The organism is Streptomyces sp. NPDC008079 (assembly GCF_042957385.1).
Classification (GTDB): Bacteria; Actinomycetota; Actinomycetes; order Streptomycetales; family Streptomycetaceae; genus Actinacidiphila.
Genome location: NZ_JBIBIC010000005.1, coordinates 18192 through 44282, shown reverse-complemented (window position 1 = coordinate 44282; position 26091 = coordinate 18192). Strand labels below are relative to the sequence as shown.

The 26091-nt window shown below is 71.6% G+C and carries 18 protein-coding genes; 14 read left to right on the top strand and 4 right to left on the bottom strand.

Features of this window, described 5'->3' with window-relative positions:
• Positions 1 to 247 precede the first annotated feature (247 nt).
• The 6 genes from ACFZAM_RS13715 (at position 248) to ACFZAM_RS13690 (ending at position 9724) form a co-directional block, all read left to right on the top strand.
• A complete protein-coding gene (locus ACFZAM_RS13715) occupies positions 248 to 1204 on the top strand; it encodes a hypothetical protein (RefSeq protein WP_355346695.1) in 957 nt (318 codons plus the stop codon).
• Between the two features lie 117 nt (positions 1205 to 1321).
• Positions 1322 to 2860 (top strand): amino acid permease, encoded by a 1539-nt coding sequence (locus ACFZAM_RS13710; protein WP_391045725.1) that lies wholly within the window; start codon positions 1322 to 1324, stop codon positions 2858 to 2860.
• Between the two features lie 130 nt (positions 2861 to 2990).
• On the top strand, positions 2991 to 4931 hold the full coding sequence (locus ACFZAM_RS13705) for a primary-amine oxidase (protein ID WP_391045724.1): 1941 nt from the start codon (positions 2991 to 2993) through the stop codon (positions 4929 to 4931).
• A gap of 147 nt (positions 4932 to 5078) precedes the next feature.
• A complete protein-coding gene (locus ACFZAM_RS13700) occupies positions 5079 to 6209 on the top strand; it encodes a CoA transferase (protein WP_391046198.1) in 1131 nt (376 codons plus the stop codon).
• Between the two features lie 75 nt (positions 6210 to 6284).
• The gene (locus ACFZAM_RS13695; protein WP_355346683.1) at positions 6285 to 7499 is read left to right on the top strand and encodes an acetyl-CoA C-acetyltransferase; all 1215 of its coding nucleotides are present in this window, start codon (positions 6285 to 6287) and stop codon (positions 7497 to 7499) included.
• A gap of 50 nt (positions 7500 to 7549) precedes the next feature.
• Complete coding sequence (locus ACFZAM_RS13690) at positions 7550 to 9724, top strand: 3-hydroxyacyl-CoA dehydrogenase NAD-binding domain-containing protein (protein ID WP_391045723.1); 2175 nt, start codon at positions 7550 to 7552, stop codon at positions 9722 to 9724.
• A gap of 18 nt (positions 9725 to 9742) precedes the next feature.
• Here the strand turns inward: ACFZAM_RS13690 and ACFZAM_RS13685 are convergent, their stop codons facing one another.
• On the bottom strand, positions 9743 to 10474 hold the full coding sequence (locus ACFZAM_RS13685) for a MerR family transcriptional regulator (RefSeq protein ID WP_391045721.1): 732 nt from the start codon (positions 10472 to 10474) through the stop codon (positions 9743 to 9745).
• Between the two features lie 96 nt (positions 10475 to 10570).
• Here ACFZAM_RS13685 and ACFZAM_RS13680 point away from each other — a divergent pair, with 96 nt between their 5' ends.
• Both ACFZAM_RS13680 and ACFZAM_RS13675 read left to right on the top strand, forming a co-directional pair.
• Complete coding sequence (locus tag ACFZAM_RS13680) at positions 10571 to 12052, top strand: M1 family aminopeptidase (RefSeq protein WP_391045719.1); 1482 nt, start codon at positions 10571 to 10573, stop codon at positions 12050 to 12052.
• 40 nt (positions 12053 to 12092) lie between these two features.
• Positions 12093 to 12572 carry a macro domain-containing protein gene (locus tag ACFZAM_RS13675; RefSeq protein ID WP_391045717.1) on the top strand — a complete coding sequence of 160 codons (480 nt, stop codon included), beginning with the start codon at positions 12093 to 12095 and terminating at the stop codon, positions 12570 to 12572.
• Between the two features lie 38 nt (positions 12573 to 12610).
• On the opposite strand, the gene ACFZAM_RS13670 is transcribed toward ACFZAM_RS13675, so the two are convergent.
• Positions 12611 to 13753 (bottom strand): fatty acid desaturase, encoded by a 1143-nt coding sequence (locus ACFZAM_RS13670; RefSeq protein WP_391045714.1) that lies wholly within the window; start codon positions 13751 to 13753, stop codon positions 12611 to 12613.
• A 183-nt stretch (positions 13754 to 13936) separates the two neighbouring features.
• Here ACFZAM_RS13670 and ACFZAM_RS13665 point away from each other — a divergent pair, with 183 nt between their 5' ends.
• From ACFZAM_RS13665 to ACFZAM_RS13645, 5 genes are all read left to right on the top strand, one after another.
• Complete coding sequence (locus ACFZAM_RS13665) at positions 13937 to 14458, top strand: GNAT family N-acetyltransferase (RefSeq protein ID WP_391045712.1); 522 nt, start codon at positions 13937 to 13939, stop codon at positions 14456 to 14458.
• A 164-nt stretch (positions 14459 to 14622) separates the two neighbouring features.
• On the top strand, positions 14623 to 17058 hold the full coding sequence (locus ACFZAM_RS13660) for a Tex-like N-terminal domain-containing protein (RefSeq protein WP_391046197.1): 2436 nt from the start codon (positions 14623 to 14625) through the stop codon (positions 17056 to 17058).
• 127 nt (positions 17059 to 17185) lie between these two features.
• Positions 17186 to 19168 (top strand): Xaa-Pro dipeptidyl-peptidase, encoded by a 1983-nt coding sequence (locus ACFZAM_RS13655; protein WP_391045709.1) that lies wholly within the window; start codon positions 17186 to 17188, stop codon positions 19166 to 19168.
• A gap of 150 nt (positions 19169 to 19318) precedes the next feature.
• Positions 19319 to 19501, top strand: coding sequence for a hypothetical protein (locus ACFZAM_RS13650; protein ID WP_188284361.1), 183 nt, complete (start codon positions 19319 to 19321; stop codon positions 19499 to 19501).
• 104 nt (positions 19502 to 19605) lie between these two features.
• Positions 19606 to 20172 carry an NADAR domain-containing protein gene (locus tag ACFZAM_RS13645; protein ID WP_391045707.1) on the top strand — a complete coding sequence of 189 codons (567 nt, stop codon included), beginning with the start codon at positions 19606 to 19608 and terminating at the stop codon, positions 20170 to 20172.
• Positions 20173 to 20253: 81 nt separating this feature from the next.
• Here the strand turns inward: ACFZAM_RS13645 and ACFZAM_RS13640 are convergent, their stop codons facing one another.
• Positions 20254 to 23244: a carbohydrate binding domain-containing protein gene (locus tag ACFZAM_RS13640; RefSeq protein ID WP_391046194.1), complete on the bottom strand. Its 2991-nt coding sequence runs from the start codon at positions 23242 to 23244 to the stop codon at positions 20254 to 20256.
• A 359-nt stretch (positions 23245 to 23603) separates the two neighbouring features.
• On the opposite strand from ACFZAM_RS13640, the gene ACFZAM_RS13635 reads away from it, so the two are divergent.
• Positions 23604 to 24983 carry an FAD-dependent oxidoreductase gene (locus ACFZAM_RS13635; protein WP_391045704.1) on the top strand — a complete coding sequence of 460 codons (1380 nt, stop codon included), beginning with the start codon at positions 23604 to 23606 and terminating at the stop codon, positions 24981 to 24983.
• Between the two features lie 141 nt (positions 24984 to 25124).
• On the opposite strand, the gene ACFZAM_RS13630 is transcribed toward ACFZAM_RS13635, so the two are convergent.
• A complete protein-coding gene (locus ACFZAM_RS13630) occupies positions 25125 to 26030 on the bottom strand; it encodes a hypothetical protein (RefSeq protein WP_391045702.1) in 906 nt (301 codons plus the stop codon).
• Positions 26031 to 26091: the final 61 nt, after the last annotated feature.

The window sequence follows — 26091 nt, the reverse complement described above, 5'->3', positions numbered from 1 at the left end:
CCCGCCGTCCATGTCACCTGGTCCCCACCGCGCGATGCCGACACACCTTGATCGGCCTCTCGAATATCAGGTGTCCGGCCGATCGCGCAGCCGAACCAGCGCATCCATCCCGATCCGTGTCCCAAACCCCCGTCACCATACGGGACTACAGCGAGACAACAGGTCCGGGCTTGATGCCACCCCGTGCCGACCGGTTGGCTGTGCGTGATCACATGACGTTACGCACGCCGTGGAGGGCTGCCCGCGGATGACCCCACCGCCGCCACCCTTCCGCTTTTCGCGTGGCAAGGACGACGTGGCTTTCGACCCCGCTCTCGGTGACGAGGAGCTGGTCGCGGCTCGTGCTGCCCTGGCCCACGGCCGCTGGGCGGAGACCCGTGACCTGCTGAGCCGTACCGGAGACAACTGGGACCGCCGAGGACATCGGCTGGTCGTCCTCGGCGAGGGCAAGAGCGCCGCCGCCTGGGCGGGCGAGTGGCAACTCGCCGAGCCCGAGAGCACGGACGCCGCCGCGCTGGCCGCGTTCGCGGCCGTCTTCCGCGCGGTCGCGGGCAAGCAGAGCGCCGAGTCGGCGCGCGAACTCTGCCTGCGCGCGGCCCGGATGACCCCGCGCGACCCGTCGCCGTGGCTCGCCCTGCTGGTGCTCGCGCGCCGCACCGGCACCGACGACGAGCAGGTGCGCGCCTTCGACCAGGCGCGCGGCCGGCACCGCGGCCACCACCACGCCCACCACCTGATGACGCAGTGCCTGGCGGAGCGTCAGAAGACCGACGGCGAGGACCCGTTCCACGAGGTGTACGAATTCGCCGAGTGGGCCGCGGACGAGGCGGGACGCGGATCGCCGCTGGCCGTACTGCCGTTGGTCGCGCTGGTGGAGCGCTACCGGGTGCTCGCGTCGGCCGACGTGCTGCCCGACGTCCCCAACGGCCTTCCGTACTGGGTCAGTCCGCGCGCCCGGCAGAGCGTGCGCATGGCCTTCGACTGGTGGCTCGAATGGCAGGGCTACGACCACTCGCGGTTGCTGCTCGACCTGAACTACCTTGCGTACGGCAAATTCCACGCGGGCGACACGGTGGAAGCCGCCGCCCTGTTCAACCGGATCGGGTCGGAGGCGACACGCACCCCGTGGTCGTATCCCGACCGCGACCCGAAGAAGGCGTTCCGCGCGGCGCGCAACTACGCGCTCGGCTTCGGTTCCGCCTAGGCCCCCACGGTCGTACTCGCCCAGCAGGAAACGCAGTTGGAACCACGCACGAAGAACCACGCTCGAAGACCGATCCAGTAAGACCCGAACCACGGACCACCGGAAGGACACCGCAGCATGCTGACGGGCAGTACAAGCGAGATCAGCACGTTCAAGGGCGAGCAACGCGCACTGCGCGCGGACCGGATCGGCGCACCGGCCCTCCTGCTCTCGGTCCTCGCCGCGACCGCGCCCCTGATGGTGGTGGCCGGTGTGGTGCCGACCACCTTCGCCACCATGGGTGTCGTCGGGGTGCCGCTGCTGTTCGTCATCGTCGGCCTCGTGCTGATCCTCTTCAGCTTCGGCTACGCCGAGATGAGCCGCCATGTGCACAACGCGGGCGCGCTGTACGCGTACATATCCAGGGGCCTGGGCGGCACCATGGGCGCCTGCGCCTCGTACGTCGCCCTGTTCGCGTACAGCATCATGCAGGTCGGTCTCTACGGGATCTTCGGCTACGAGATCTCCAGCCAGATCGCCCAGCACTGGAACCACAACGTGGCCTGGTGGATCCCGGCGCTCGGCGGAGTCGCGATCACCGCGTTTTTCGGCGCGCTGAAGATCGACCTGAACGCCAAGACGCTCGGTGTGCTGCTGCTGGTCGAGACGCTGCTGACCGTCGTCTTCGACATCAGCTTCCTGTCCGACCCCGGCCCGCAGGGCGTCTCGGTGCACGCCTTCGACCCCAGCACGCTCAGCGGCGCGGGTCTGGGCACCGCCCTGTGCTTCACCATCGCCGGGTTCGTCGGCTTCGAACAGGCCCCGGTCTACGCCGAGGAGACCAGCGACGCCCAACGCGTCGTGTCCAAGGTGATGTTCACCGCGATCGGCTTCGCCACTCTCTTCTTCGCCTTCAGCGCCTGGGCGATCACCGTCGGCACCGGCCCTGACCACGTCGTGGGCGCCGCTCAGGAGCAGGGTCCGAACCTGATCTTCTCGCTGAACCAGGCCCGGCTGGGCACCGCGTTCACCGACACCCTGAACATCTTCTTCATCACCGGCATCTTCGCCTCGATGCTGAGCTTCCACAACGTCGTCGCCCGCTACGCGTTCGCGATGGGCCGCGACGGTCTGCTGCCCTCGGCGGTCGGCCGTACCTCGAAGTCCAGCGGCGCCCCCGCGGTCGGCTCCTTCCTCCAGTCGATCGTCGCGCTGGCCGTCGTCGTGGCCTTCGCCGCCACCGACAACGGGAAGTTCGACCCGAAGTTCGGCCCGGACCCGACGGCCCCCGTGCTGCGCATGTTCACCTGGGCGGGCAACGTTGGCGCGCTCGGCATCGTGCTGCTGATGGCCACCGCGGCCATCGCCGTCATCGCCTTCTTCGTCAAGCGCGGCGCCGCCGGTGTGCAGGCATGGCGGCTGGTCACCTCGGCCGTCGCCGCTCTCGGGCTGCTGACCATCGCCGTCTACTCGGTGAAGGACTTCTCGGTGCTGCTGGGCGCCAACCCCGGCCACGGGCTGCGCTGGCTGCTGCCCGGCATCATCGCTCTGGCCGCCGCCATCGGACTGGTCTACGGTCTGATACTGCGCGCCAAGCGGCCCGAGGTGCACGCCAGGATCGGCCAGGGCAACGAGGCGTTCCAACTGGAGAAGGCCGCCGCGCAAGCGTCCTCCTGACCATCTCGCCAGGTCTCACCGCGACGGCCCGCCACACCCCACAGGGTGCGGCGGGCCGCCCGTTTTTTCCGGACCCATGTCCCGAACTCCCCGTCCCCGCAGCGTTCCTGTTTTGCCGTCAGGAGGCCCCATGACCGCGTCGGCCGCCACCACCACTCCGCATCCGCTCGACCCGCTGACCGCCGACGAGATCGACACGGCCCGCGCCGTACTGGAGGCGGAGGGCCTGGTGTCCGACGCCACCCGCTTCCCGCTCGTCCTGCCCGACGAGCCCGACCGGCACGCCGCGCTCGCCCACCGCGACGGCGACGCCTTCACCCGCCGGGTACGTGTCACGCTGCTCGACTCCGCCACCGGCCGCGCCGCCGAGGCCCTGGTCGACGTAACCTCGCGCCTGCTGCTCGCCCACCGCGACCTGGACCCGGCCGCCGACGGCCAACCGCCGCTGCTGTTCGAGGAGTACGAGACCTGCGACGAGATCGTCAAGGCCGACCCCGCCTGGCGCGCGGCGATGGCCGAGCGCGGCGTCACCGACACCTCGCTGGTGATCGCGGCGCCGCTGGCCGCGGGCAACTTCGGCATCGCCTCCGAGACCGGCCGCCGCATGCTGCGCTCGCTGACCTTCCTGCGCTGCGACGAGAGCGACAACCCGTTCGCCCACCCGGTCGGCGGCCTGGTCGCGGAGGTCGACCTGATCGAGCGGCGCGTCGTACGCCTCATCGACACCGGCGCCGTCCCCACGCCCGCCCAATGCGGGCGCTACGAGGCCGAGTTCAACGGACCGGCCCGCACCGACCTGCGCCCGCTGGAGATCGGCCAGCCGGAGGGGCCGTCCTTCACGCTCGAAGGCCCGGTGCTGAGCTGGCAGAACTGGCGGCTGCGGCTGGACTTCAACGCCCGCGAGGGCCTGGTGCTGCACCGGATCACCCACCGCGACGGCGACCGCGACCGGCTCGTCCTGCACCGCGCCTCGATCGCCGAGATGGCCGTGCCGTACGCGGAGCCCGACGCGGCCCGCAACTGGGTCTGCTACCTGGACGCGGGCGAGTACCTGCTCGGCCGCAACGCCAACGCGCTGCGCCTGGGCTGCGACTGCCTCGGCGAGATCGCGTACGTGGACGCCGTGCTGGCCGACGACCTCGGCCGCCCGGAGACGCTGAGCAACGCGATCTGCGTCCACGAGGAGGACGCGGGGCTGCTGTGGAAGCACACCAACATCTTCGACAACTTCGCGGTGGACAGCCGCCGTTCGCGCCGCCTGGTGATCTCGTACATCGCCACCCTCGGCAACTACGACTACGGCTTCTACTGGTATCTCCACCAGGACGGCACGATCGCCTTCGAGGCCAAGGCCACCGGGCTCGTGCAGACGTCGGCCGCCGTGCCGGGGGAGAGCTCGCCGCACGCCACCGAGATCGCGCCGGGGCTGCTCGCGCCGTACCACCAGCATCTGTTCTGCGCCCGGCTCGACGTGGCGGTGGACGGCCCGGCCAACACGGTCGAGGAATTGGACGTCGTACGGCTGCCGATGGGCCCGGACAATCCGAACGGCAACGCCTTCACCACGCGCGCCACCGCGGTGGCCGACAGCGGTGACGCGGGCCGGGTCGCCGACCCGGCGGCCGGGCGGCGCTGGCGGATCAGCAACCCCGGCTCGCTCAACCGGATGGGCCGCCCGGTCGCGTACACCCTGCTGCCCGACGCGGGACCGACGCTGCTCGCGCAGCCCGGCTCACCGGTCGCGGAGCGCGTCACGTACGCGACCAAGCACCTGTGGGTGACCCGCTACCGCCCCGAGCGGCACTATCCGGACGGCGACTACCCCAACCAGCACCGGGGCGGGGCCGGTGTCGGGCAGTGGTCGCGGCCGGGCGAGGCGCTGGAGGACACCGACCTCACGCTGTGGCACTCCTTCGGGCCGACGCATCTGCCGCGCCTGGAGGACTGGCCGGTGATGCCGGTGGACACCTGCGGTTTCACGCTGAGACCGACCGGCTTCTTCGACCGCAACCCCACGCTCGACCTGCCCCGGGAGAGCGGACGCGGCTCCGGCGGCCACTGCCACCTGTGACGCCGCACGCGACGGCGACCGCCGACGGCGGGACCGGAGACGGGACCGGAGACGTAACCGAAGGCGAGTGAACCGGCTGAGCGAGCGCTCAGTCAGCTCTTGCCAAGACTGGAACACGTTCCTAGCATCATTGATGTGACATCAGAATTGTCAAACCGGGGCGCGGCGCCCGACGGCCCGCTGGCGGGCGTGCGTGTCGTCGAACTGGCCGGGATCGGTCCGGGACCGTTCGCCGCGATGCTCCTCGCCGACCTCGGCGCCGATGTCGTACGGGTGGACCGGCCGGGCGGCGCGGGCCTCGGCGTCGCGCCCGAGCACGACCTCACCAACCGCAACAAGCGCTCGGTGCTGGTCGACCTCAAGGCGGACCGGGGACCCGCGACCGTGCTCGACCTGGCCGACCGCGCCGACATCCTCATCGAGGGCTACCGGCCGGGCGTCGCCGAGCGGCTGGGCGTCGGCCCCGACGCGTGCCTGGCCCGCAATCCGCGGCTCGTCTACGGCCGCATGACCGGCTGGGGCCAGAGCGGCCCGCTCGCCGACACCGCGGGACACGACATCGCCTACCTCGCCGTGACCGGCGCGCTCGGCATGACGGGACCGGCCGACGGACCGCCGGTCGCGCCCGCCAACCTGCTCGGCGACTACGCGGGCGGCTCCCTCTACCTGGTCACCGGCGTCCTCGCCGCCCTCCACCACGCCCGCGCGCACGGCGAGGGACAGGTCGTGGACGCCGCGATCGTCGACGGCGTCGCGCACCTCACCACGATGATCCACGCCATCCTCGCCACCGGCCGCTGGCAGGACAGGCGCGGCGCCAACCTCCTGGACGGCGGCACCCCCTTCTACGGCGTCTACGAGACCTCCGACGGCCGGTACATGGCGGTCGGCGCCCTGGAACAGCGCTTCTACGACGAATTCGTCCGGCTGCTGGAACTGGCGCCGCGGGACGCGGCCCTGCGCACGGAACCCGGCCGCTGGCACGACCTGCGCGCCGCCCTCGCGGCCCGCTTCCGCACCCGCACCCGCGACGAGTGGACACGCGTCTTCGACGGGACGGACGCGTGCGTGGCGCCCGTACTCTCGTTGGGTGAGGCCCCGCACCACCCGCACCTGGCCGCCCGCGGCACCTTCACCGAGGCGGCCGGGACCGTGCAGCCCGCGCCCGCGCCGCGCCTGTCCGCGACACCGGGCACCCTGCGCCGGCCGCCCGCGCCGCCCGGCGCGCACACCGCGGAGGTCGCCCGCGACTGGGACGCCCCCGCACTCCTGGACTGAGACCCGTACGGCAGCACCTCCCGGACACCGCGCCGGACCAGGACACCCCGCCCCACCCTCCAGAAAGGCACGACGTTGAGCACCGAGGCCTACGTCTACGACGCCGTACGCACCCCGCGCGGGCGCGGAAAGGCGAACGGATCCCTGCACGGCACCAAGCCGATCGACCTCGTCGTCGGCCTCATCCACGAACTGCGGCGCCGCTTCCCGACCCTGGACCCGGCCGCCGTCGACGACATCGTGCTCGGCGTCGTCAGCCCGATCGGCGACCAGGGCTCGGACATCGCGCGGATCGCGGCCATCGCCGCGGGCCTGCCCGACACCGTCGCGGGCGTCCAGGAGAACCGCTTCTGCGCCTCCGGGCTCGAAGCGGTCAACCTGGCGGCGGCCAAGGTGCGTTCCGGCTGGGAGGACCTGATCCTCGCGGGCGGCGTCGAGTCCATGTCGCGCGTCGCGATGGGCTCGGACGGCGGCGCCTGGGCCATGGACCCCATGACCTCGTACGAGACCGGCTTCGTGCCGCAGGGCGTCGGCGCCGACCTGATCGCCACCCTCGGCGGCTGGACCAGGCACGACGTGGACTCCTTCGCCGCGCTCTCCCAGGAACGCGCCGCGGAGGCGTGGAAGCAGGGCTACTTCGCCCGCTCCGTCGTGCCCGTGCTCGACCGCAACGGCCTCACCGTCCTGGACCACGACGAGTTCATCCGCCCCGGCACCACCCCCGAGACCCTCGCCAAGCTCAAGCCGTCCTTCGCCGACATCGGCGACCTGGGCGGCTTCGACGCCGTCGCGCTCCAGAAGTACCACTGGGTCGAGGCCATCGACCACGTCCACCACGCGGGCAACTCCTCCGGCATCGTGGACGGCGCCGCGCTCGTCGCCATCGGCAACCGCGAGATCGGCGAGCGCTACGGCCTCACCCCCCGCGCCCGGATCGTCTCGGCCGCCGTCTCCGGCTCCGAGCCGACCATCATGCTGACCGGCCCCGCCCCCGCCTCCCGCAAGGCCCTCGCCAAGGCCGGGCTGACCATCGACGACATCGACCTGATCGAGATGAACGAGGCGTTCGCCGCCGTCGTGCTGCGCTTCGCCTCCGACATGGGCGTCAGCATCGACAAGGTCAACGTCAACGGCGGCGCCATCGCGCTCGGCCACCCGCTCGGCGCGACCGGCGCGATGATCCTCGGCACCCTCATCGACGAACTGGAGCGCCGCGACCAGCGGTACGGGCTCGCCACCCTCTGCGTCGGCGGCGGCATGGGCGTCGCCACCGTCGTCGAACGTCTCTGACCCCTGCCCCCTCACGTGCCCCCTCACGGATCCAACGGAGCCCGAAGACCATGAGCGAGTCCACCACCATCCGCTGGGAGCAGGACACCGACGGCATCGTCACCCTGGTCCTGGACGACCCCGCGCAGTCCGCGAACACCATGAACGCGGCCTTCGCCGATTCCCTCGACGCCACCCTCGACCGCCTCGAAGCCGAACTCGACGGCGTGCGCGGCATCATCGTCACCTCCGCGAAGAAGACCTTCTTCGCGGGCGGCGACCTGCGCGACCTGATCCGCGCCACCCCGGAGAACGCGGCCGATGTCCTCGCCGGATCGCTGCGCATCAAGCGCCGCCTGCGCCGCCTGGAAACCCTCGGCAAGCCGGTCGTCGCGGCCATCAACGGAGCGGCGCTCGGCGGCGGTTACGAGATCGCGCTGGCCTGCCACCACCGCATCGCGCTCGACACGCCCGGCACCAAGATCGGCCTGCCCGAGGTGACGCTCGGCCTGCTGCCCGGCGGCGGCGGAGTCGTCCGCACCGTCCGGCTGCTCGGCATCGCCGACGCGCTGCTGAAGGTCCTGCTCCAGGGCCGGCAGTACGCGCCGCAGCGCGCTTTGGAGGCCGGTCTCATCCACGAGGTCGCCACCGACCGGGACGCCATGCTGGCGAGCGCGCGGGCGTACGTCCTGGCCCACCCCGACGCCCGGCAGCCCTGGGACACCCCCGGCTACAAGATCCCCGGCGGCACCCCGAAGAGTCCCGCCTTCGCGGCGAATCTGCCGGCCTTCCCCGCCAATCTGCGCAAGCAGCTCGCGGGCGCGCCCTACCCGGCGCCGCTGGCGATCCTGTCCGCCGCCGTCGAGGGCTCGCAGGTCGACATCGACACCGCCACCCTCATCGAGGCCCGCTACTTCACCGAGCTGGCCTGCGGCCGGACCTCGAAGAACATGATCCAGGCGTTCTTCTTCGACATGCAGGCCGTCAACTCCGGCGCCAGCCGCCCCGAGGGCTTCCCGGCCCGGCCGGTCACCAAGGTCGCCGTCCTCGGCGCGGGCATGATGGGCGCGGGCATCGCGTACTCCTGCGCGCGCGCCGGAATCGACGTCGTCCTCAAGGACGTCACCGCGGAGGCCGCCGAGCGCGGCAAGGCGTACTCCGTGACGCTGCTCGACAAGGCGCTGGCCAAGGGCCGCACCACCCCGCAAAAGCGGGACGCGCTGCTCGCCCGGATCACCCCGACCGCCGACCCGGCGGACCTAGCGGGCTGTGACGCCGTCATCGAGGCGGTCTTCGAGGACGCCACGCTCAAGCACAAGGTCTTCCAGGAGATCGAGCACATCGTGGCGCCCGACGCGCTGCTCTGCTCCAACACCTCCACGCTGCCCATCTCGGCGCTCGCCGAAGGCGTGCGGCGGCAGGACGACTTCATCGGCCTGCACTTCTTCTCGCCGGTCGACAAGATGCCGCTGGTGGAGATCATCAGGGGCGAGCGGACCGGCGACGAGGCGCTGGCCCGCGCCTTCGACCTGGTGCGGCAGATCCGCAAGACGCCGATCGTCGTCAACGACTCGCGCGGCTTCTTCACCTCCCGCGTCATCGGCCACTTCATCAACGAGGGCGTCGCCATGGTCGGCGAGGGCGTCGCGGCGGCCTCCGTCGAACAGGCCGCGGCCCAGGCGGGTTACCCCGCCAAGGTGCTGTCGCTCCTCGACGAGCTGACGCTCACCCTGCCGCGCAAGATCCGCCGCGAGACGCGTACCGCGATCGAGGCGGAGGGCGGCCAGTGGCAGGAGCACCCGGCCGAGCGGGTCATCGACCGCATGGTGGACGAGTTCGAGCGGACCGGGCGCAGCGGCGGCGCGGGCTTCTACGACTACGCGGACGGCCGCCGTACCCGGCTGTGGCCCGGTCTTGCGGAGCATTTCGGTAAACCCGGCATCGAGATCCCGATGCGCGACATGCAGGAGCGGATGCTCTTCGCGGAGTCGCTGGACACGGTCCGGCTGCTCGAAGAGGGCGTCCTCACCTCGGTCGCCGACGCCAACATCGGCTCCATCCTCGGCATCGGCTTCCCCGCCTGGACCGGCGGCGTCCTTCAGTACATCAACGGCTACGAGGGCGGCGTCGCGGGCTTCACCGCCCGCGCCCGCGAACTGGCCGACACCTATGGCGAGCGTTTCGCACCGCCCGCGCTGCTGGTGGCGAAGGCCGAGAGCGGGGAGACGTTCACGGACGGGCGCTGAGGTGCAGGCGCTCAGGCGCTACGGGGAACGCTGCGGGTTCTGCTCGGGGTCCGGCTTCGGCGAGGGCACCGGCCAGGCCCGCAGCTCCTCCTTCAGTGACCGCTGAAAGGCGGTGACCAGCGCCTGTACGACCAGCGGCTGCATCTGGGCCGACAGCGACCGCATCCGCTCCGGGCGGTCCGGCTCGCCCACCTCGTCCAGGAAGATCCGGCCCAGCTCGTGGGCGGCGGCCCGCGCGTGCTCCAGCATCACCTCGCGCGCGGCCAGGACCGTCTCCACGGGGAAGGGCACGTCCAGCAGCCGCACCCCCAGGTGCAGGATGCCCGGATCCACCCGGAAGGCGTCGGGGTCGTCGGTGCGCTCCAGCACGTTCATGGCCGCGAGCCGGTCCAGGTCCGCGTCGTCCAGCGGGCGCCCCGCGCGGCGTTCGAGCCGCTCCCGGTCGATCTCCTGGCTGCCCTCCGGCAGCCAGGACGCCACCAGGGCGCGGTGGATCGCCAGGTCGTGGGCGCTGATGTCGGCGGGGAGCTGCTGGAGATAGCGCTCGATCGCCGCCAGGGTGAGGCCCTGGTGCCGCAACTCCTCGATCAGCGCCAGCCGGGACAGGTGCGCGGAGCCGTATCGGCCCACCCGGCGCGGACCGATGTCGGGCGGCGGGAGCAGGCCGCGGGCGCTGTAGAAGCGGACGGTGCGCACCGTCACCCCGGCGCGGGCGGCCAGCTCGTCGATGGTGAGAGCGGTCTGGGGCACCTGGACAGTATCGCTGTCGCACCAGCGCTGTGAAAGTCCTCGCACGCCGTACGGCGGAGGCCTCCGCCCGGCCCCGAGCCTCGTACGCTGGCCCGCGTGCGCCTGTTCCCGCCGCCGCGCGCGGCCCTGCCGATCCTGCTCGCGTGCTCCTTGGCGTGCTGCCTGTCGTGCTCCGGCGGCGGCACGGCGGCCCCCGAACGTACGGCCGCCGACCGTACGGCCCCCGACCGTACGGGCCACGCCTCGGGCTCCGCCGACGTCGGGGCGCCCGGCGTCGGCGACCGGCTCTTCCCGCGGGCGGGCAACGGCGGATACGACGTCACGCACTACGGCCTCGACCTCGCGTACGACCCCGGCTCAGGAAAGCTGCGCGGCACGGCGGTCGTCACCGCCACCGCCACCCAGCCGCTCGCGCGCTTCGACCTCGACCTGTCGGGGCTCACCGTCACCCGCGTGACCGTCGACGGGCGGAGCGCCGCCGTGGACCGCGCGGACAGCGAGCTGAAGGTCACGCCCGCGACGCCGCTGCGCGACGGCGCGCGCTTCGAGACGACCGTGACGTACGAAGGCGTCCCGCCGACCCTCACCGACCCGGACGGCTCGCACGAGGGCTGGTTCCGTACCGACGACGGCGCGCTCGCCCTGGGCGAGCCCGTCGGTGCCATGGCCTGGTTCCCTTCGAACAACCACCCCTCGGACAAGGCCGCCTACGACATCACCGTCACCGTCCCCCACGGTCTCACCGCCGTGTCCAACGGCGAACTGGTCGACAGCGCCGACCGCGGCGGCGAGACCGCGTTCCACTGGCGCGCCGAGGAGCCGATGGCGACGTATCTGGCCACCGTCGCCATCGGGCACTTCGACATCACGCGGTCCCGTACCGGTGGCGGGGTGCCGGTCTACGTGGCAGTCGACCCGCGCTCCGACGACCCGACGACGGCGGCGGCACTGCGCCGTATCCCGGAGATCGTGGACTGGGAGAGCGGGCTGTTCGGGCCCTATCCCTTCTCGTCCGTCGGCGCGATCGTCGACCACCTGCCGAGCGGGCGGGTCGGGTACGCGCTGGAGGCCCAGACGAAGCCGGTCTTCCCCGGCGACGGCGAGCCGGGCGACCCCGCCGTGCCGCTGGACACCCTCGTCCACGAACTGTCCCACCAGTGGTTCGGCGACTCCGTCACGCCCGCCGCCTGGCAGGACATGTGGCTCAACGAGGGCTTCGCGACCTACGCCGAGTGGCTGTGGCAGGAGCACGAGGGCGGGCGCACCGTCGAGCGGAGCGCCGCAGCGGCCCTGGCCGACCCCGCCAACAGCGCCTTCCCGCCCGCCGCGCCGCCCGGCCCCGACCGCATCTCCGACGCCCCCGTGTACGGCGGAGGCGCCCTCGTCCTCTACCAACTCCGCGAAGCCCTCGGCCCGACCGCCTTCGCCACCCTCCTCCGCACCTGGCCCGCCGCCCGCCGCCACGGCAACGCCACCACCGCCGACTTCACCGCCTTCTGCCAACGCCTCACCCCCCACGACCTCACCCCGCTGTTCACCGCCTGGCTCCACACCACCCACCACCCGTCGTCGCTTTAAGCGCGGGCGCGTTGTCAGTGGTCGCGCTTACGGTGGCGGCATGGGGGAGATCACATACGTGCGGGGGGACGCCACCGCACCACAGGGCAAGGGCGTCAAAGTCATCGCGCATGTCTGCAACGACCTGGGCGGCTGGGGCAAGGGCTTCGTCGTCGCCGTGTCGCGCCGCTGGCCGGAGCCCGAGGCCGCCTACCGGCGCTGGCACCGCGAGCGGGCGCGCAACGACTTCGGCCTCGGCGCACTCCAGTTGGTGCGGGTCGGCAGCTATGTGTGGGTGGCCAACCTGATCGGCCAGCGCGGCATGCGCACCGGCAGCAAGGGCGTGCCGGTGCGGTACGAGGCGATCGACGCCGCCCTCGCGGCGCTCGGCGACCGGGCGTTGGAGCTGGGCGCCTCCGTGCACATGCCGAGGATCGGCTGCGGTCTGGCGGGCGGGCGGTGGGCGCGGGTCGAGCCGCTGGTGACCGCGCGGCTCGTGGAACGCGGGGTGGCCGTCACGGTCTACGACCGTGACGGCTGAGCCGCCGGGGGTGCGGAAGGGGGGCGGCGGTGGGGAGTTCAGATGGCGGGGGAGCGCAGGGGGGCGCCCACGGAGTGCATGTGGGACAGGGCCTGGACGTAGGAGTCGATCAGACCGGTCTCGGTGTAGGGGATGGACAGACGGCGGCAGTGGGCGCGCACCAGCGGCTGGGCGAGGCGCAGGTGAGGGCGGGGGAGGCTGGGGAAGAGGTGGTGTTCGACCTGGTAGTTGAGGCCGCCGAGGAACCAGTCGGTGAGCGGATTGCCGCGCACATTGCGGGAGGTGAGCACCTGACGGCGCAGATGACCCCAGCGCGAGCCCTCCTCGGGCATCTCCATGCCCTTGTGGTTGGGCGCAAAGGCACAGCCCAGGTGGAGCCCGAACAGCGCGTGGTGCACGAGGGCGAACACGACCGCCTGCCACACCGGCATCGCGAACAGCAGCAGCGCCGCGTAACCCGCCAGGTGGGCCACCAGCAGCGAGCCCTCGACCAGCCGTTGCCGCGGCTCCTGCCGTTTCAGCTCCTGGAGACTCGCCACCTTCAGGGCCAGCCCCTCCAGCAGCAGCATCGGGAAGAACAGCCGCGCCTGATGACGGGTCAGGAAGCGCGCGAAACCCTCCCGCTCGACCGCCTGCGCCTGCGTCCACACCAGCGCGCCGACCTCGACGTCCGGATCCTTGCCCACATGGTTCGGATTGGCGTGGTGCCGATTGTGCTTGTCGGTCCACCAGCCCGCGCCCATGCCCAGCAGCAGATTGCCGTGGACGAGCCCGATCAGCCGGTTCGTACGACGGCTCTCGGCGATCTGGTGGTGCCCGGCGTCGTGCCCGATGAACGCGGTACGCGCCCCCAGCACCGCCGCGGGCAGCGCGAGCGCCACCACCCACCACGAACCCGTCCCGCCGACCAGCACCACCGCCGACCACACCGCGGCGACGGCCACGAGATTCAGCGCGATCGACTTCGCGTAGTGGTCCACGCGCCGCCGCAGCAGCCCGGCCGCCTTGACCTCGCGCAGCAACGGCGCGAAATCACTGCCCGATCCCGATCCCGATCCCGATCCTGGTCCCGCCCCCGTACCGGAGTCCGCCCCCGTACCGGCGGAGTCCGCGTCCGGGCCCGCCGTCCCGTCGGACCGCCGTCCCGGCGCGTCGATGATCGTGCTGGTCGCTGTAGCCATGGGCGCTCCTCGGGGTCCGGCGATGGCCGGTTCGACGTCCGGTGTCTGGCCTGACCGGCCACACCTCGACGCTATGGACTGCCACTGATCCCCGACCATGGCGCCATCACCCGGTTTCCCGGGGTGGCAGACCCCGGAAAAACCTGGGGATAACCCCACCTACGCGCTGCCAGGATGTCCGGCGTGACGACGAACAACACGCACGCGACCGACTGGGCGGTCGCGCCTGTACCCATCACCGGCCCCGAGGCGGCGACGCTGCTGCGCCGCTACTACACCGAGCTGGTCAGCCGCTTTTACGGCCGTCCGACGGACGACGCCGAGGTCTCCGCCGTGCTCGCGGAAGAGCCCAGCGACGATCTCGTGCCACCCACCGGAGAATTCCTCGCCGTCCGGCTCGCCGGCGCTCCTGCCCGCGGCGTACCGGTCGGCTGTGTGGGCCTGCGCGTCCTCGACGCGCACACCATGGAGCTGACCCGGATGTATGTCGGCCCCGAAGCCCGCGGCCAGGGCGTCGCGGGCCTGCTCATCGGCGCCGCGGAAACCCTCGCCCGCGACACCTTCCACGCGGACACGATCCGCCTGGACACGCGCAAGGACCTGGTGGAGGCCCGTGCGCTGTACGCCAAGCACGGCTACAGGGAGATCGCCCGCTACAACACGAGCCCATACGCGGACCACTGGTTCGAAAAGCGGCTGCGGTGAGCTGATTCGGCGGGGACAGGGCCTGGTGCGGGGGCCACTGTCAACAGCCTCACCGCACCCGCACAACGAGCCGGAACCGCGCATCGTTCCCGCCGCCCGCGGCCGGTCGCGGGCGGGTGACGTCTAACATGCAGTGAACAGCCGAGCACACGAGGAGCGAGATCATCAGCGGTAACGGATCGGTCGAGCGCAGGATCGCCGAGGAACTGGGCGTACGCGAAGGGCAGGTGCGCTCCGCCGTCGAACTGCTCGACGGCGGAGCGACCGTGCCGTTCATCGCGCGGTACCGCAAGGAAGCCACCGGCACCCTGGACGACGCGCAACTGCGCGCTCTCGAGGAGCGGTTGCGCTACCTGCGCGAGCTGGACGAACGGCGCGCGGCCGTCCTGGAGTCCATCGAGTCCCAGGGCAAGCTGGACGACGCGCTGAAGGCGCAGATCATGGCCGCCGACTCCAAGGCGCGCCTGGAGGACATCTACCTGCCCTTCAAGCCCAAGCGCCGCACCAAGGCCCAGATCGCCCGTGAGGCGGGTCTGGAACCGCTGGCCGACCTGCTGCTGGCCGATCCGGAGACCGACCCGCAGGCCGAGGCCGCGAAGTACGTCTCCTCCGACAAGGGCGTGGAGGACCCGGCGGCGGCGCTCGAGGGCGCGCGCTCCATCCTCACCGAGCGCTTCTCCGAGGACGCCGACTTGGTCGGCGAGCTGCGCACCCGGATGTGGACGCGCGGCAGGCTCGTCGCGAAGGTGCGCGAGGGCAAGGAGGAGCCGGGCGCCAAATTCTCCGACTACTTCGACTTCGCCGAGCCCTTCACCAAGCTCCCCTCGCACCGCGTGCTGGCCATGCTCCGCGGCGAGAAGGAGGAGATCCTCGACCTCACCCTGGAGCCGGAGGAGCCCACCGAGGGACCGTCCAGCTTCGAGCGGCGGATCGCGCAGAACTTCGACATCGCCGACCGCGGACGCCCCGCCGACAAATGGCTCGGCGACACCGTGCGCTGGGCCTGGCGCACCCGCTTCCTGGTCCGCCTCGGGATCGACCTGCGCGTCCAGCTCCGCCAGGAGGCCGAGGACGAGGCGGTACGGGTCTTCGCCGCGAATCTCCGCGACCTGCTGCTCGCCGCGCCTGCGGGCACCCGCGCCACCATGGGCCTGGACCCCGGCCTGCGCACGGGCGTCAAGGTCGCCGTGGTCGACGACACCGGCAAGGTGGTCGCCACCGACACGATCTACCCGCACGTGCCGCGCAACAAGTGGGACGAGTCGCTGGCCACCCTCGCCCGGCTCGCGAAGGCCCACCGCGTCGACCTGATCGCCATCGGCAACGGCACGGCCTCCCGCGAGACCGACAAGCTCGCCGCCGACCTGATCAAGCTGCACCCCGATCTGAAGCTCACCAAGGCCGTCGTCTCCGAGGCGGGCGCCTCGGTCTACTCCGCCTCGGCCTACGCCTCCGCCGAACTCCCCGAGCTCGACGTGTCCCTGCGCGGCGCCGTCTCCATCGCCCGCCGCCTCCAGGACCCGCTCGCCGAACTGGTGAAGATCGACCCGCGCTCGATCGGCGTCGGCCAGTACCAGCACGACCTGTCGGAGCTGAAGCTCTCCCGCTCCCTGGACGCGGTCGTCGAGGACTGCGTCAACGGCGTCGGCGTGGACGTCAACACCGCGTCCGTACCGCTGCTGCGCCGCGTCTCGGGCATCACCGAGGGCCTGGCGGGCAACATCGTCGCCCACCGCGACGCCAACGGCCCCTTCCGTACCCGCAAGGACCTCAAGGAGGTCGCGCGGCTCGGCCCGAAGGCGTACGAGCAGTGCGCGGGCTTCCTGCGGATCGTGGACGGCGACGACCCGCTGGACGCCTCCAGCGTGCACCCCGAGTCGTATCCGGTGGTGCGGCGGATCAGCGGCACCGCGAAGACCGACATCAAGTCGCTGATCGGCAACGGCCCGGTGCTGCGGGCGCTGCGCCCGCAGGACTTCGTGGACGACTCCTTCGGTCTGCCGACCGTCACCGACATCCTCGCCGAGCTGGAGAAGCCGGGCCGCGACCCGCGTCCGGCCTTCAAGACCGCCACCTTCAAGGACGGCGTCGAGGAGATGAAGGACCTCAGGCCGGGGATGATCCTCGAAGGCGTCGTCACCAATGTCGCCGCCTTCGGCGCCTTCGTGGACGTCGGCGTCCACCAGGACGGCCTGGTCCATGTCTCCGCGCTCTCCGACACCTTCGTGTCCGACCCGCGCGAGGTCGTCAAGCCCGGTGACATCGTCCGCGTGAAGGTGCTGGACGTCGACCTGCCGCGCAAGCGGATCGCGCTGACGCTGCGCCTGGACGACGAGCCGGGCGCCGGGCGCCAACAGCGCGGCGGCGGGGCCGGTGGCGGCGGCGAGCGCCGCAGCGGACCGCCCCGGCAGGGCGGCGGCCAGGGCCAGAACCGACAGGGCGGCGGCCAGGGTCAGAACCGGCAAGGCGGCCAGGGCAGGCAGGGCCAGGGCGGCGGCCAGGGCCAGGGCGGCGGACGCCGCGGCGGCGGTCAACAGCCCGCGCCCGGCGGCGCGATGGCCGACGCCCTGCGCAGGGCGGGCCTGACCGGCAACAAGTAGCCGACGACGTACAACCGTTGAGGCGGCGGGGCCAGCACCTCCGCACACCCCCCCTGCCGCCTCAGCCGTCCCAGGACCTTGCGTACGCCCCCTGTTGACGTGGCCTGGTCAGGCGCTAGCCTCTGGCGTGCTCTCCCTCACGCGGGCTGCCCGCTTCCAGTGGATATCCGTGGTGGTGGCGGTACTCGCCGCCCTGGCCGCCGTACTCACCGCTCCGTCCTCCGCGTACGCCGGTACCCCCGGCGGCGCAGGAGGCGGAACCGTACGGCACGGTCTCAGCCAACCCGACTACTCCTACGCCAACGCGATCCGCGAGGCCGTCTGGGTGGACACCGGTCTCGACGGTGACGGCGACGGCCGCACCGACCGGGTCGCGGTGGACATCGTCCGCCCCTCGGAGCCCGCCGCCGCCGGGCGCAAGGTCCCCGTGATCATGGACGCGAGCCCGTACTACTCCTGCTGCGGACGCGGCAACGAGAGCCAGCTCAAGACCTATGACGCCAACGGGAACATCGTCCAGGCCCCGCTGTTCTACGACAACTACTTCGTGCCCCGCGGCTACGCGACCGTCCTGGTCGACCTCGCGGGCACCGACCGCTCCGACGGCTGCGTGGACGTCGGCGGCCCCTCCGACGTGCGGTCCGCGAAGGCCGTCGTCGACTGGCTCAACGGCCGCGCCCGCGGCTACAGCGCCCGCTCCGGCGGCCACGCGGTCTCGGCGGGCTGGACCAACGGCAACGTCGGCATGATCGGCAAGAGCTGGGACGGCACCATCGCCAACGGCGTCGCCGCCACCGGGGTGCGCGGCCTGAAGACCATCGTGCCGATCAGCTCCATCTCCTCCTGGTACGACTACTACTTCCACCAGGGCGCGGCGCTCCAGGACGGCCCCGAGTGGCTGTCGGACTACGTCGAGAGCGACAGCGCGCACGCCAACTGCGCCGCCGCCCAGCAGAAGATCATCGACGGCTCGCCGCGCAGCGGGGACTGGACGCCGTTCTGGACCGCGCGGGACTACGTGAAGGACGCGGGCAAGGTACGGGCCAGCGTCTTCGCCGTGCAGGGCATGCAGGACCTCAACGTCCGCACCAAGCACTTCGGCCAGTGGTGGCAGGCGCTCGCCGCGCACGGCGTCGAGCGCAAGGTGTGGCTGTCGCAGACCGGCCACGTCGACCCCTTCGACTACCGGCGCACCGACTGGGTCCCCACCCTCCAGCGCTGGTTCGACCACTATCTGCTGGGCGTCGACAACGGCATCCAGCGGCAGCCGATGGCCGACATCGAGCGCACCGTCGACCACTGGACCACCGACCGGGTGTGGCCGCCCGCCACGACCCGCACCACCTCGCTCAGCCTGAGCCCGACGGCCACCGACGGCCTGGGCACGCTCGGCACCCGGCACGCCGGGCCCGGCAGCACCGAGTCGTTCACCGACGACCCGAACCTGTGGGAGGAGGACTGGGCGGCGGCGGCCGACACCGCGACCGCGGCCAAGACCGTCTTCACCACCGGGACGCTCGCCAAGGACCTGCGGCTGTCCGGCGGCGGCACCTTCACCGTGACCGCCACCTCGTCCACCACCAGCGCGCACCTGTCGGCGGTCCTGGTCGACCTCGGGCCGGCCACCATCCGTGACTTCCTCGGCAACGGCGAGGGCATCACCACCCTGGCCACCCGCTCCTGCTACGGGGAGAGCACCGCGGGCGACAGCGCCTGCTACCTCGACACCGCCGCCGACACCACGACCGTCGACCACACGGTCTTCAGCCGCGGCTGGGCCGACCTCGGGCACTACGCGTCGCTCTCCCACGGCGTGCCGCTCACCCCGGGCAAGCCGTACACCATGACCGTCCAGCTCGCGGCCACCGACCACGTCGTACCGGCGGGGCACCGGCTCGCGCTGATCGTCGCGGGCACCGACGGCGGCCTCATCCTGCCGCCCGACACGACCCCCAAGGTCACCGTCGACCTGTCGCACTCCGTGCTGAGGCTGCCGCTGGTCGGCGGTTCCGGCGCGCTGTCGACCCGTGCGGGCGCGGCGCCCCGCGGCAAGGCCGCGTTGACCCCCGCTCCGGCGCCCTCCGTGGCCCCGGCCGCCCGGCTGGGCTGACGCCCGGCCTGGTTCCCCCCGCTTCCCGGCGTTACGGTTACAGGGATACGGCCCTCGGGACGCGGGGGGAACCACGGTTGTCCGCGGCGCGTTCTCCTGGGTAGAAGCGGTGAGGGCGCGGCGCTTGCCGCCGTGAACGGAGGCGGGGAAATGTCGAATCGCGCGAAGATCGTCATCGGTGGCGTGGCGTTGGGTCTGTTCCTGTGGATCTGGATCCCCTTCTGGGCTGTCGTCCTGGTCATCGTGGGCGTGCCCGCGATCGCCTACTTCTCCCTCGACTCCTCGCAGCGGCGTCGGCTGCGGCGCGTGAGCCGTCGGCAAATAGGTCGCTGACCTGGTACGACCCCCGATAGTGTGCCGCTGCGACCAGGGCACCGAAGCCGGGCGAACACGTCCCGTTCCCGTGTCGCCGCGGCACGAGAGGGCCTGATCAGACGATGGCGACGGACATCCGGTCCACCCAGGACCTGCTCGACCACACCGGGGACCGGCTGAAGTATCTGTACTTCTGGGGCCACCGCCCGCAGCGCGACGGAAGCGTCGGTGCCGGCTGCCTCAGCCAGTGGTGGCCCGCGCCCTTCACCGTCGACGGCGTCACCTACGCGACCGCCGAGCACTGGATGATGGCGGGCAAGGCCCGGCTCTTCGACGACCCCGACGCCGAGCGGCGGGCTGTTGCGGCGGGCCACCCGAAGACCACCAAGAGCGTCGGCCGCACCGTCCGCGGCTTCGACCAGGCCGTGTGGGAAGCGGAGCGCTTCGGCCTGGTCATCGAAGGCAACGTCCACAAATTCCGGCAGCACCCCGACCTGCTGGCCTACCTGCTCGGCACCGGGGGCCGCGTCCTGGTCGAGGCCAGTCCGATGGACCGGGTCTGGGGCATCGGACTGGCCGCCGACGACGAGCGCGCCGCGGACCCGGCCACCTGGCGCGGGCTGAATCTGCTGGGCTTCGCCTTGATGGAGGCGAGGGCCCGGCTGGCGGGCGGAGGGCTAGTCCCGTGAACCCGGCCGGGGGCCGGGGGATGATCCCGTGAACCCGGACGGCGGCGGAGGGACCCTCCGCCGCCGGCCGGGCCGGTCGGGCTACTTCAGGTACGGGCCGTCCGTACCGATCTTGCCGGGCGCCGCGTTCTTGCCGCCCAGGTCGAGCACGTACACCCGCATGTCGCCCTTGCCGGGCGCCGCGACGGCCAACGTCCCGTCCGTCACGGTCCGCACGTCACCCGAGACGGCGTCCACGTAACGGCCGTTGGGGACGCCGCTGAAGGACGCCGCGTCCGTCACCGTCACCAGCGCGAAGCTGTCGACGCCCGACGCGGTGTCGGTGTAACGGCGCTTGAACGACATGCCGCCGCCGTTCACCCCCTCGGTGCTGTACTGGCCCATCTGCAACGCCGGAATGGCGCGCCGGATCAGATTCAGCCGTTGGAGGTGTTTGACCAGAGGCTGCGCCAAAGTGGTGGCCACCGCCCCCGAGGCACTGTCGACCTTCCCGAACTCCGAGGCCGTCACCGTGCCCGCCACATGGTCGCCGTAGTACGCGCGCCCCGTCGTCGCCAGCGGGCAGCTCGGCCCGCAGTCGATCGTCTTCCCGGCCTGGAACTGGATCTCCGACCCGTAGTAGAGCGTCGGAATGCCGCGGAAGGTCCACATCAGCGCCATGTTCTCGGCCCACGCGTCCTGTCCGCCGGTGTAGCGCACCGACGACTTGTTGGGACCGTAGTCGTGGCTGTCGACATAGACGACGTTGTACGTGGCGTCGTTCGTCGAGTCGTCCGAGTCCTTGCCGTTGTTGAAGGCGTTGTGCGCGTCACCGAAATTCATGTGCATGCGCATGTCGATGATGTTCATCCCGGAGAATTTGCTGTGGTCCGGGGTGTGATACGCGTTCCCTTCCAGGAAGGCGTTCGCGGACGTCGGCTGGTTTCCGGTGCCGAGCTGCTCCTCGTAGTTGTACTGCTCGATCGACGCGGTGGCGTCGTCCGCGCTGTACTCCTTGCGCTCCTTCCACGTGTAGAACTGCGCCGAGTGGTTGACCGATCCGCGGTTCCACTTGTCGTTGACGAAAGCGCCGACCTCACCGAAGACGAAGAAGTTCCGCGCCTTGTCGGGACCCCAGTCCTGGACCTCGCGCTGCTGGATCGCGGGCAGGAAACGCCGGTTCCAGGTGACGCGCGGAATGTGCACGGCGGTGTCCACGCGGAAGCCGTCCACCCCCATGTCGATGTACTTGTTGTACGCGCCGATCAGATAGTTCTGCACCTGCGCGTTCTCGGTGTTGAAGTCCGCGAGGTCGTCGGCGAGCCAGCAGGAACGCGAGTCCTCGCCCTCCCAGTTGCCGATCCAGCACTGGTGGTAGAGCGACGCGGGGAACATCTTCGACGTGGGGTTCGGCCACTGGCAGTTGTAGATCGTGTAGCCCTCGGGGCTCTTCTGCCCCGTTGGCTTGCCCCAGTTCAGGCACGTATTGCCGGACGGCTCGGCCGTGGACCACAGATCGCCGTTGTAGTACGACTTGCCGGTCTTGGGATCGATCGTCAGACCGTCGTACTCGAAGCCCTGCTCCTTCTCGTCGTAGTACCACGACCACTGCGAGTCCCTGACGCCGTAGACCGTCGGCACGAACAGCCCCTTGGCGCCCCACCGGGAACTGTGGTTGTAGACCACGTCCTGGTAGATCTTGATCCCCTTGGCGTGAGCCGCGTTGATCAGATCCTGATACGACGCCCCGGCCGATTCCAGGCGCGGGTCGACCCGGTAGAAGTCCCAGCCGTGGTAACCGTGGTAGTCGTAGTCGCTGCGGTTGAGCACCACGGGCGTGATCCAGATCGCCGAGAAACCGAGCGCCTTGATGTAGTCGAGCTTCTGCACCAGGCCCTTGAAGTCACCCCGGAACATCGGGTCGTTGTTGGCCGCGTTCCCCGACGCCACGTGCTGGTTGCCGCCGCGGTCGTTGCTCGTGTCGCCGTCGTAGAAGCGCGCGGTGAGCACGAAGTAGATCGGGTCCTTGCGCGGGTCCGTGCCGATCGGTGTGCCCGGAGTCGCGGGCGGCGGCGCGTGGCCGGTGGTCGCCCGAGCCGGAGCGGAGGCGGCGGAGATGTTGCCCGCCGCGTCCAGCGCCTGGACGGTGTACGTGTAGGCGGTGTCCGCCTCCAGGCCGGACTCGGAGAAGACCGTCGAGCCGACACTGGTGACGATCGTGCCCTTGGTGCCGCCGGTCCTGGTGACCCTGTAGCCCGTGACCCCGGTGTCGTCGGTCGACGGATTCCAGGTCACCACGATCGAGGTGTCGGTCGCGGTCGCCTTCACCGTGCCGGGGACGGTCGGCGGCGTCGTGTCGGGGACGACGGCCGCGCAGGGATCGGCCGCGTTGGCCGTGACCTTGGTGTCCTTGACGGTGCTGACGCCCTTGGACAGCGCGTAGTTGGCGCCGTTGTTGTTGTCCCAGGTGCCGTTGCCGTTGTTGAAGGTGGCGGCGAGCCCCGCGGCCGTGCCGAGGTCGACGGTCTTCTTCACCCAGCCGGTGCAGGCCGCCTCCATGCCGATGCCCGGCACGGTCGTCCACGCGCCGCCGGTCGGCGCGTAGTGCAGATTGACGGTGGTCCAGCCGACGGTCGCGGTGGAGTAGAAGACGGTGGCCGAGGTGCCGGACGGGCTGCCCGTCTCGCCGCCGCCCGGGTCCCCGCCGCTCGCGCACGGGTCGCTGTGGGCGATGGCGCCGTTGTTGACGGTGATGGTGCCGGTGCCCAGAGCGTAGTTCTTGCCGCCGTTGTTGTCCCAGGTGCCCTGGCCGTTGTTGAAGGTCGCCTGCCAGCCGGTGGCCGCGCCGAGGTCGACGGTCTTCTTCACCCAGTTGGTGCAGGCGCTCTGCATGGCGACGCCGGGCACAGTCGTCCAGGTCCCGCCGTCGGGCGCCCAGTGCAGGTTGTACGACGACCAGTTGGTCGTCGCGGTGGAGTAGTAGACGGTTGCGGTGTTCGAGCCCGCCGCCGAGGCGGCGTGCGCGGAACCGGTGGACAGGGAGGGGAGCAGGGTCGCCAGGAGTCCCAAGACGACAGCCACCACGGCTGTCAGCGGACCTGGTCGATATCTGTGGCGCGAAGCGACGGTCACGTCGTGCTCCTCGGACGGGGCCGCGAGGGCGGCCGGTGGAGGAAGCCGTACGTCCGCGCGCCACGGAACGAACGGCCGGATAAATTGCGCAAGTTGCTGCAACAAGTTGCTGCGAGAACGGTCGTGAGATTACTGGGACATGTCATGGACGTAAAGAGGTCTGACGGGGTTGCGTTCCCGGGTCCCGCCGCGCCGCCGCGTAGGGTTCCCGAGACGGGCGGGTGACGTACCCGGCCGACCGGTCGTAGAACCGTACGGACCGGACCCGGACCCCGGCCTCGGACTCCGGCGGACCGTAAGCGGAAGGGGACCCACGGAAGATGACGGAGCGTCTGGTGGTCATCGGCGGTGACGCCGCCGGGATGTCGGCCGCGTCCCAGGCCCGCCGCCGCAGAGCGGCGGACGACCTGGAGATCGTCGCGTTCGAGCGCGGACGGCACACCTCGTACTCCGCCTGCGGCATCCCGTACTGGATCGGCGGCGACACCGCGGGCCCCGACGCGCTGGTCGCGCGTACCGCCGAGGAGCACCGCGAGCGCGACATCGACCTGCGGATGGGCACCGAGGTGGTCGACATCGACCTCGCCGCCGGCCGGGTGCGGGCGCGGGACGCCGACGGCCGCGAGGAGTGGACCGGCTACGACCACCTCGTCGTCGCCACCGGCGCGGAACCCGTACGGCCGCCCGTCCCCGGCATCGACGCGCCCGGCGTGCACGGCGTGCAGACCCTGGACGACGGCGAGCGCGTCCTGGCCAGCCTCGACGGGGTCGGCGTACGCCGCGCTGTGGTGGTCGGCGGCGGCTACATCGGCGTCGAGATGGCCGAGGCCCTGCTGAAGCACGGCCTCGACGTGACCCTCGTCGACCGCGCCGAGCAGCCGATGAGCACCCTCGACCCCGACATGGGACGCCTGGTGCGCGACGCGATGGAGGGACTCGGCGTCCGCGTCGTCTCCGGCGCGGCCGTCCGCGCGGTGCTCACCGGCGCCGACGGCCGGGCCCGCGCGGTCGCCACCGACGACGCCGAATACCCCGCCGACATCGTGATCCTGGGCATCGGCGTACGCCCCGGCACCGCGCTCGCCCGCGACGCGGGCCTGCCGCTGGGCGCGCACGGCGGCCTGCTGACCGACCTGGCCATGCGGGTACGCGGCCAGGAGCGGGTCTGGGCGGGCGGCGACTGCGTGGAAGTCCTCAACCTCGTCTCCGGCGACCTCCAGCACATCGCCCTCGGCACCCACGCCAACAAGCACGGCCGCATCATCGGCACCAACATCGGCGGCGGCTACGCCACCTTTCCCGGGGTCGTCGGCACCGCCGTCAGCAAGGTCTGCGACGTCGAGATCGCCCGCACCGGCCTCAAGGAGTCCCAAGCGCGCCGCGCCGGACTCCGCTACGTGACCGCCGTCATCGAGTCCACCAGCAGGGCCGGCTACTATCCGGACGCCGACCCGATGACCGTCAAGATGCTCGCGGAACGCGGCACAGGGCGGCTGCTCGGCCTCCAGATCGTCGGCCGCGAAGGCGCCGCCAAGCGGGTCGACGTCGGGGCCGTCGCGCTCACCGCGCGGATGACGGTCGAGGACATGGTCGCGCTCGACCTCGGCTACGCGCCGCCGTTCTCACCCGTGTGGGACCCGGTGCTGGTCGCCGCGCGCAAGGCGGCGGACGCGGTGGTGGCGGACGTCAGAGCGGGCTGACGGCGGTTTTCGGCAGCAATATGCGGCGGTTTGCGCTTCCGGGCCCCTGGGGTGCCTTGCGGGGCTTTGCAGAGCTTGCGCGTCCTTGCGGGTTCCCGCGTGTCCTGATGGGTGTTCGCGGCTCTTCGTGCGGCTTCGCGGTCAGGACGGGGCCGCGGCCAGCTTGCTGAGAGCTTCCAGCAACGGCGGCAGGGCGGCGCCGCGGCCGACCGGCAGCACCTCGCCGGGCGCGTCGTCCAACAGCACGAAGGCGATGTCGTCGGTCCTGCCCACCAGACTCCAGCCGGGTCCGTCCGCCCGCACCGCACCATATGCGGCCCGTACGCGGCCGGGTGGCGGCGGATTGCGTACGTACTCCTCCGCGCTTTCCAGGACGCGGCGGATGCCGGTGTGCGAGATGGCGGGCGCGGCGGCCGGGGGGCCGGCCGGGCTGTGGGGTTCGGCTTCCGTCCCGGTGCCGACGGCTGTTCCTGCGTCGGTGACCGTGCCTGCGTCCGTATCCGTAGCCGTGCTGGCGTCCGCCGCCGCGTCCTCGGCCGCCTCCTGAGCCGCGTCCGCCGGTACGTCGAGTTGGTCGCGCCACTCGAACCAGCGGACCGCGATCTCGTCGGCCCCGAGGCGCCGTTGCGGCGGACCCCAGACGGAGGTGTCGGGCGGCGAGAGCGGGACACGCCCGCCCTCCTCGTCCGGCGGGTCGTGCGGGGCGGGGATGCCGGGTACGGCGACGGCGACCGGCAGCGGCCAGCCCGGCAGCGAGGCGGCCAGGCTGTTCTCGTCGGGCGCCAGGTCGTACTCGAGTCCGCAGTCCCAGGCCGCCAGCGCGCACGCCACCGTGGCGGTGTCCGTCGTCGCCACGGTCCAGCGCGCCCCGCCGCCGTCCTGCCCGAAGACCAGGCCGTAGCCGTCGGCCAGGGGTTCGAGCCCCAACTCGGCGCAAGCGGCCGGATAGTCGTCCCCCAGGACGCCCGGGAACTGCCCCGGCGTCAGCATCGCGGCCGTCAGCACGAACAGCGCGTCGTCGTCCTCCGGGTTCTCGGCCGCGGTCATCCGTCGTTCCCTCTCGCCTCGCCCGCCGTCTCTCGTCCGCGCACCTTAACCAGCGAGTAAC

Bases quoted from the DNA above. Each gene is read 5' to 3' on its own strand.
- ACFZAM_RS13645 (WP_391045707.1), top strand. From the start codon at position 19,606: ATGGCGACGGACATCCGGTCCACCCAGGACCTGCTCGACCACACCGGG.
- ACFZAM_RS13710 (WP_391045725.1), top strand. From the start codon at position 1,322: ATGCTGACGGGCAGTACAAGCGAGATCAGCACGTTCAAGGGCGAGCAA.
- ACFZAM_RS13635 (WP_391045704.1), top strand. From the start codon at position 23,604: ATGACGGAGCGTCTGGTGGTCATCGGCGGTGACGCCGCCGGGATGTCG.
- ACFZAM_RS13715 (WP_355346695.1), top strand. From the start codon at position 248: ATGACCCCACCGCCGCCACCCTTCCGCTTTTCGCGTGGCAAGGACGAC.
- ACFZAM_RS13690 (WP_391045723.1), top strand. From the start codon at position 7,550: ATGAGCGAGTCCACCACCATCCGCTGGGAGCAGGACACCGACGGCATC.
- ACFZAM_RS13630 (WP_391045702.1), bottom strand. From the start codon at position 26,030: ATGACCGCGGCCGAGAACCCGGAGGACGACGACGCGCTGTTCGTGCTG.
- ACFZAM_RS13650 (WP_188284361.1), top strand. From the start codon at position 19,319: ATGTCGAATCGCGCGAAGATCGTCATCGGTGGCGTGGCGTTGGGTCTG.
- ACFZAM_RS13675 (WP_391045717.1), top strand. From the start codon at position 12,093: ATGGGGGAGATCACATACGTGCGGGGGGACGCCACCGCACCACAGGGC.
- ACFZAM_RS13670 (WP_391045714.1), bottom strand. From the start codon at position 13,753: ATGGCTACAGCGACCAGCACGATCATCGACGCGCCGGGACGGCGGTCC.
- ACFZAM_RS13705 (WP_391045724.1), top strand. From the start codon at position 2,991: ATGACCGCGTCGGCCGCCACCACCACTCCGCATCCGCTCGACCCGCTG.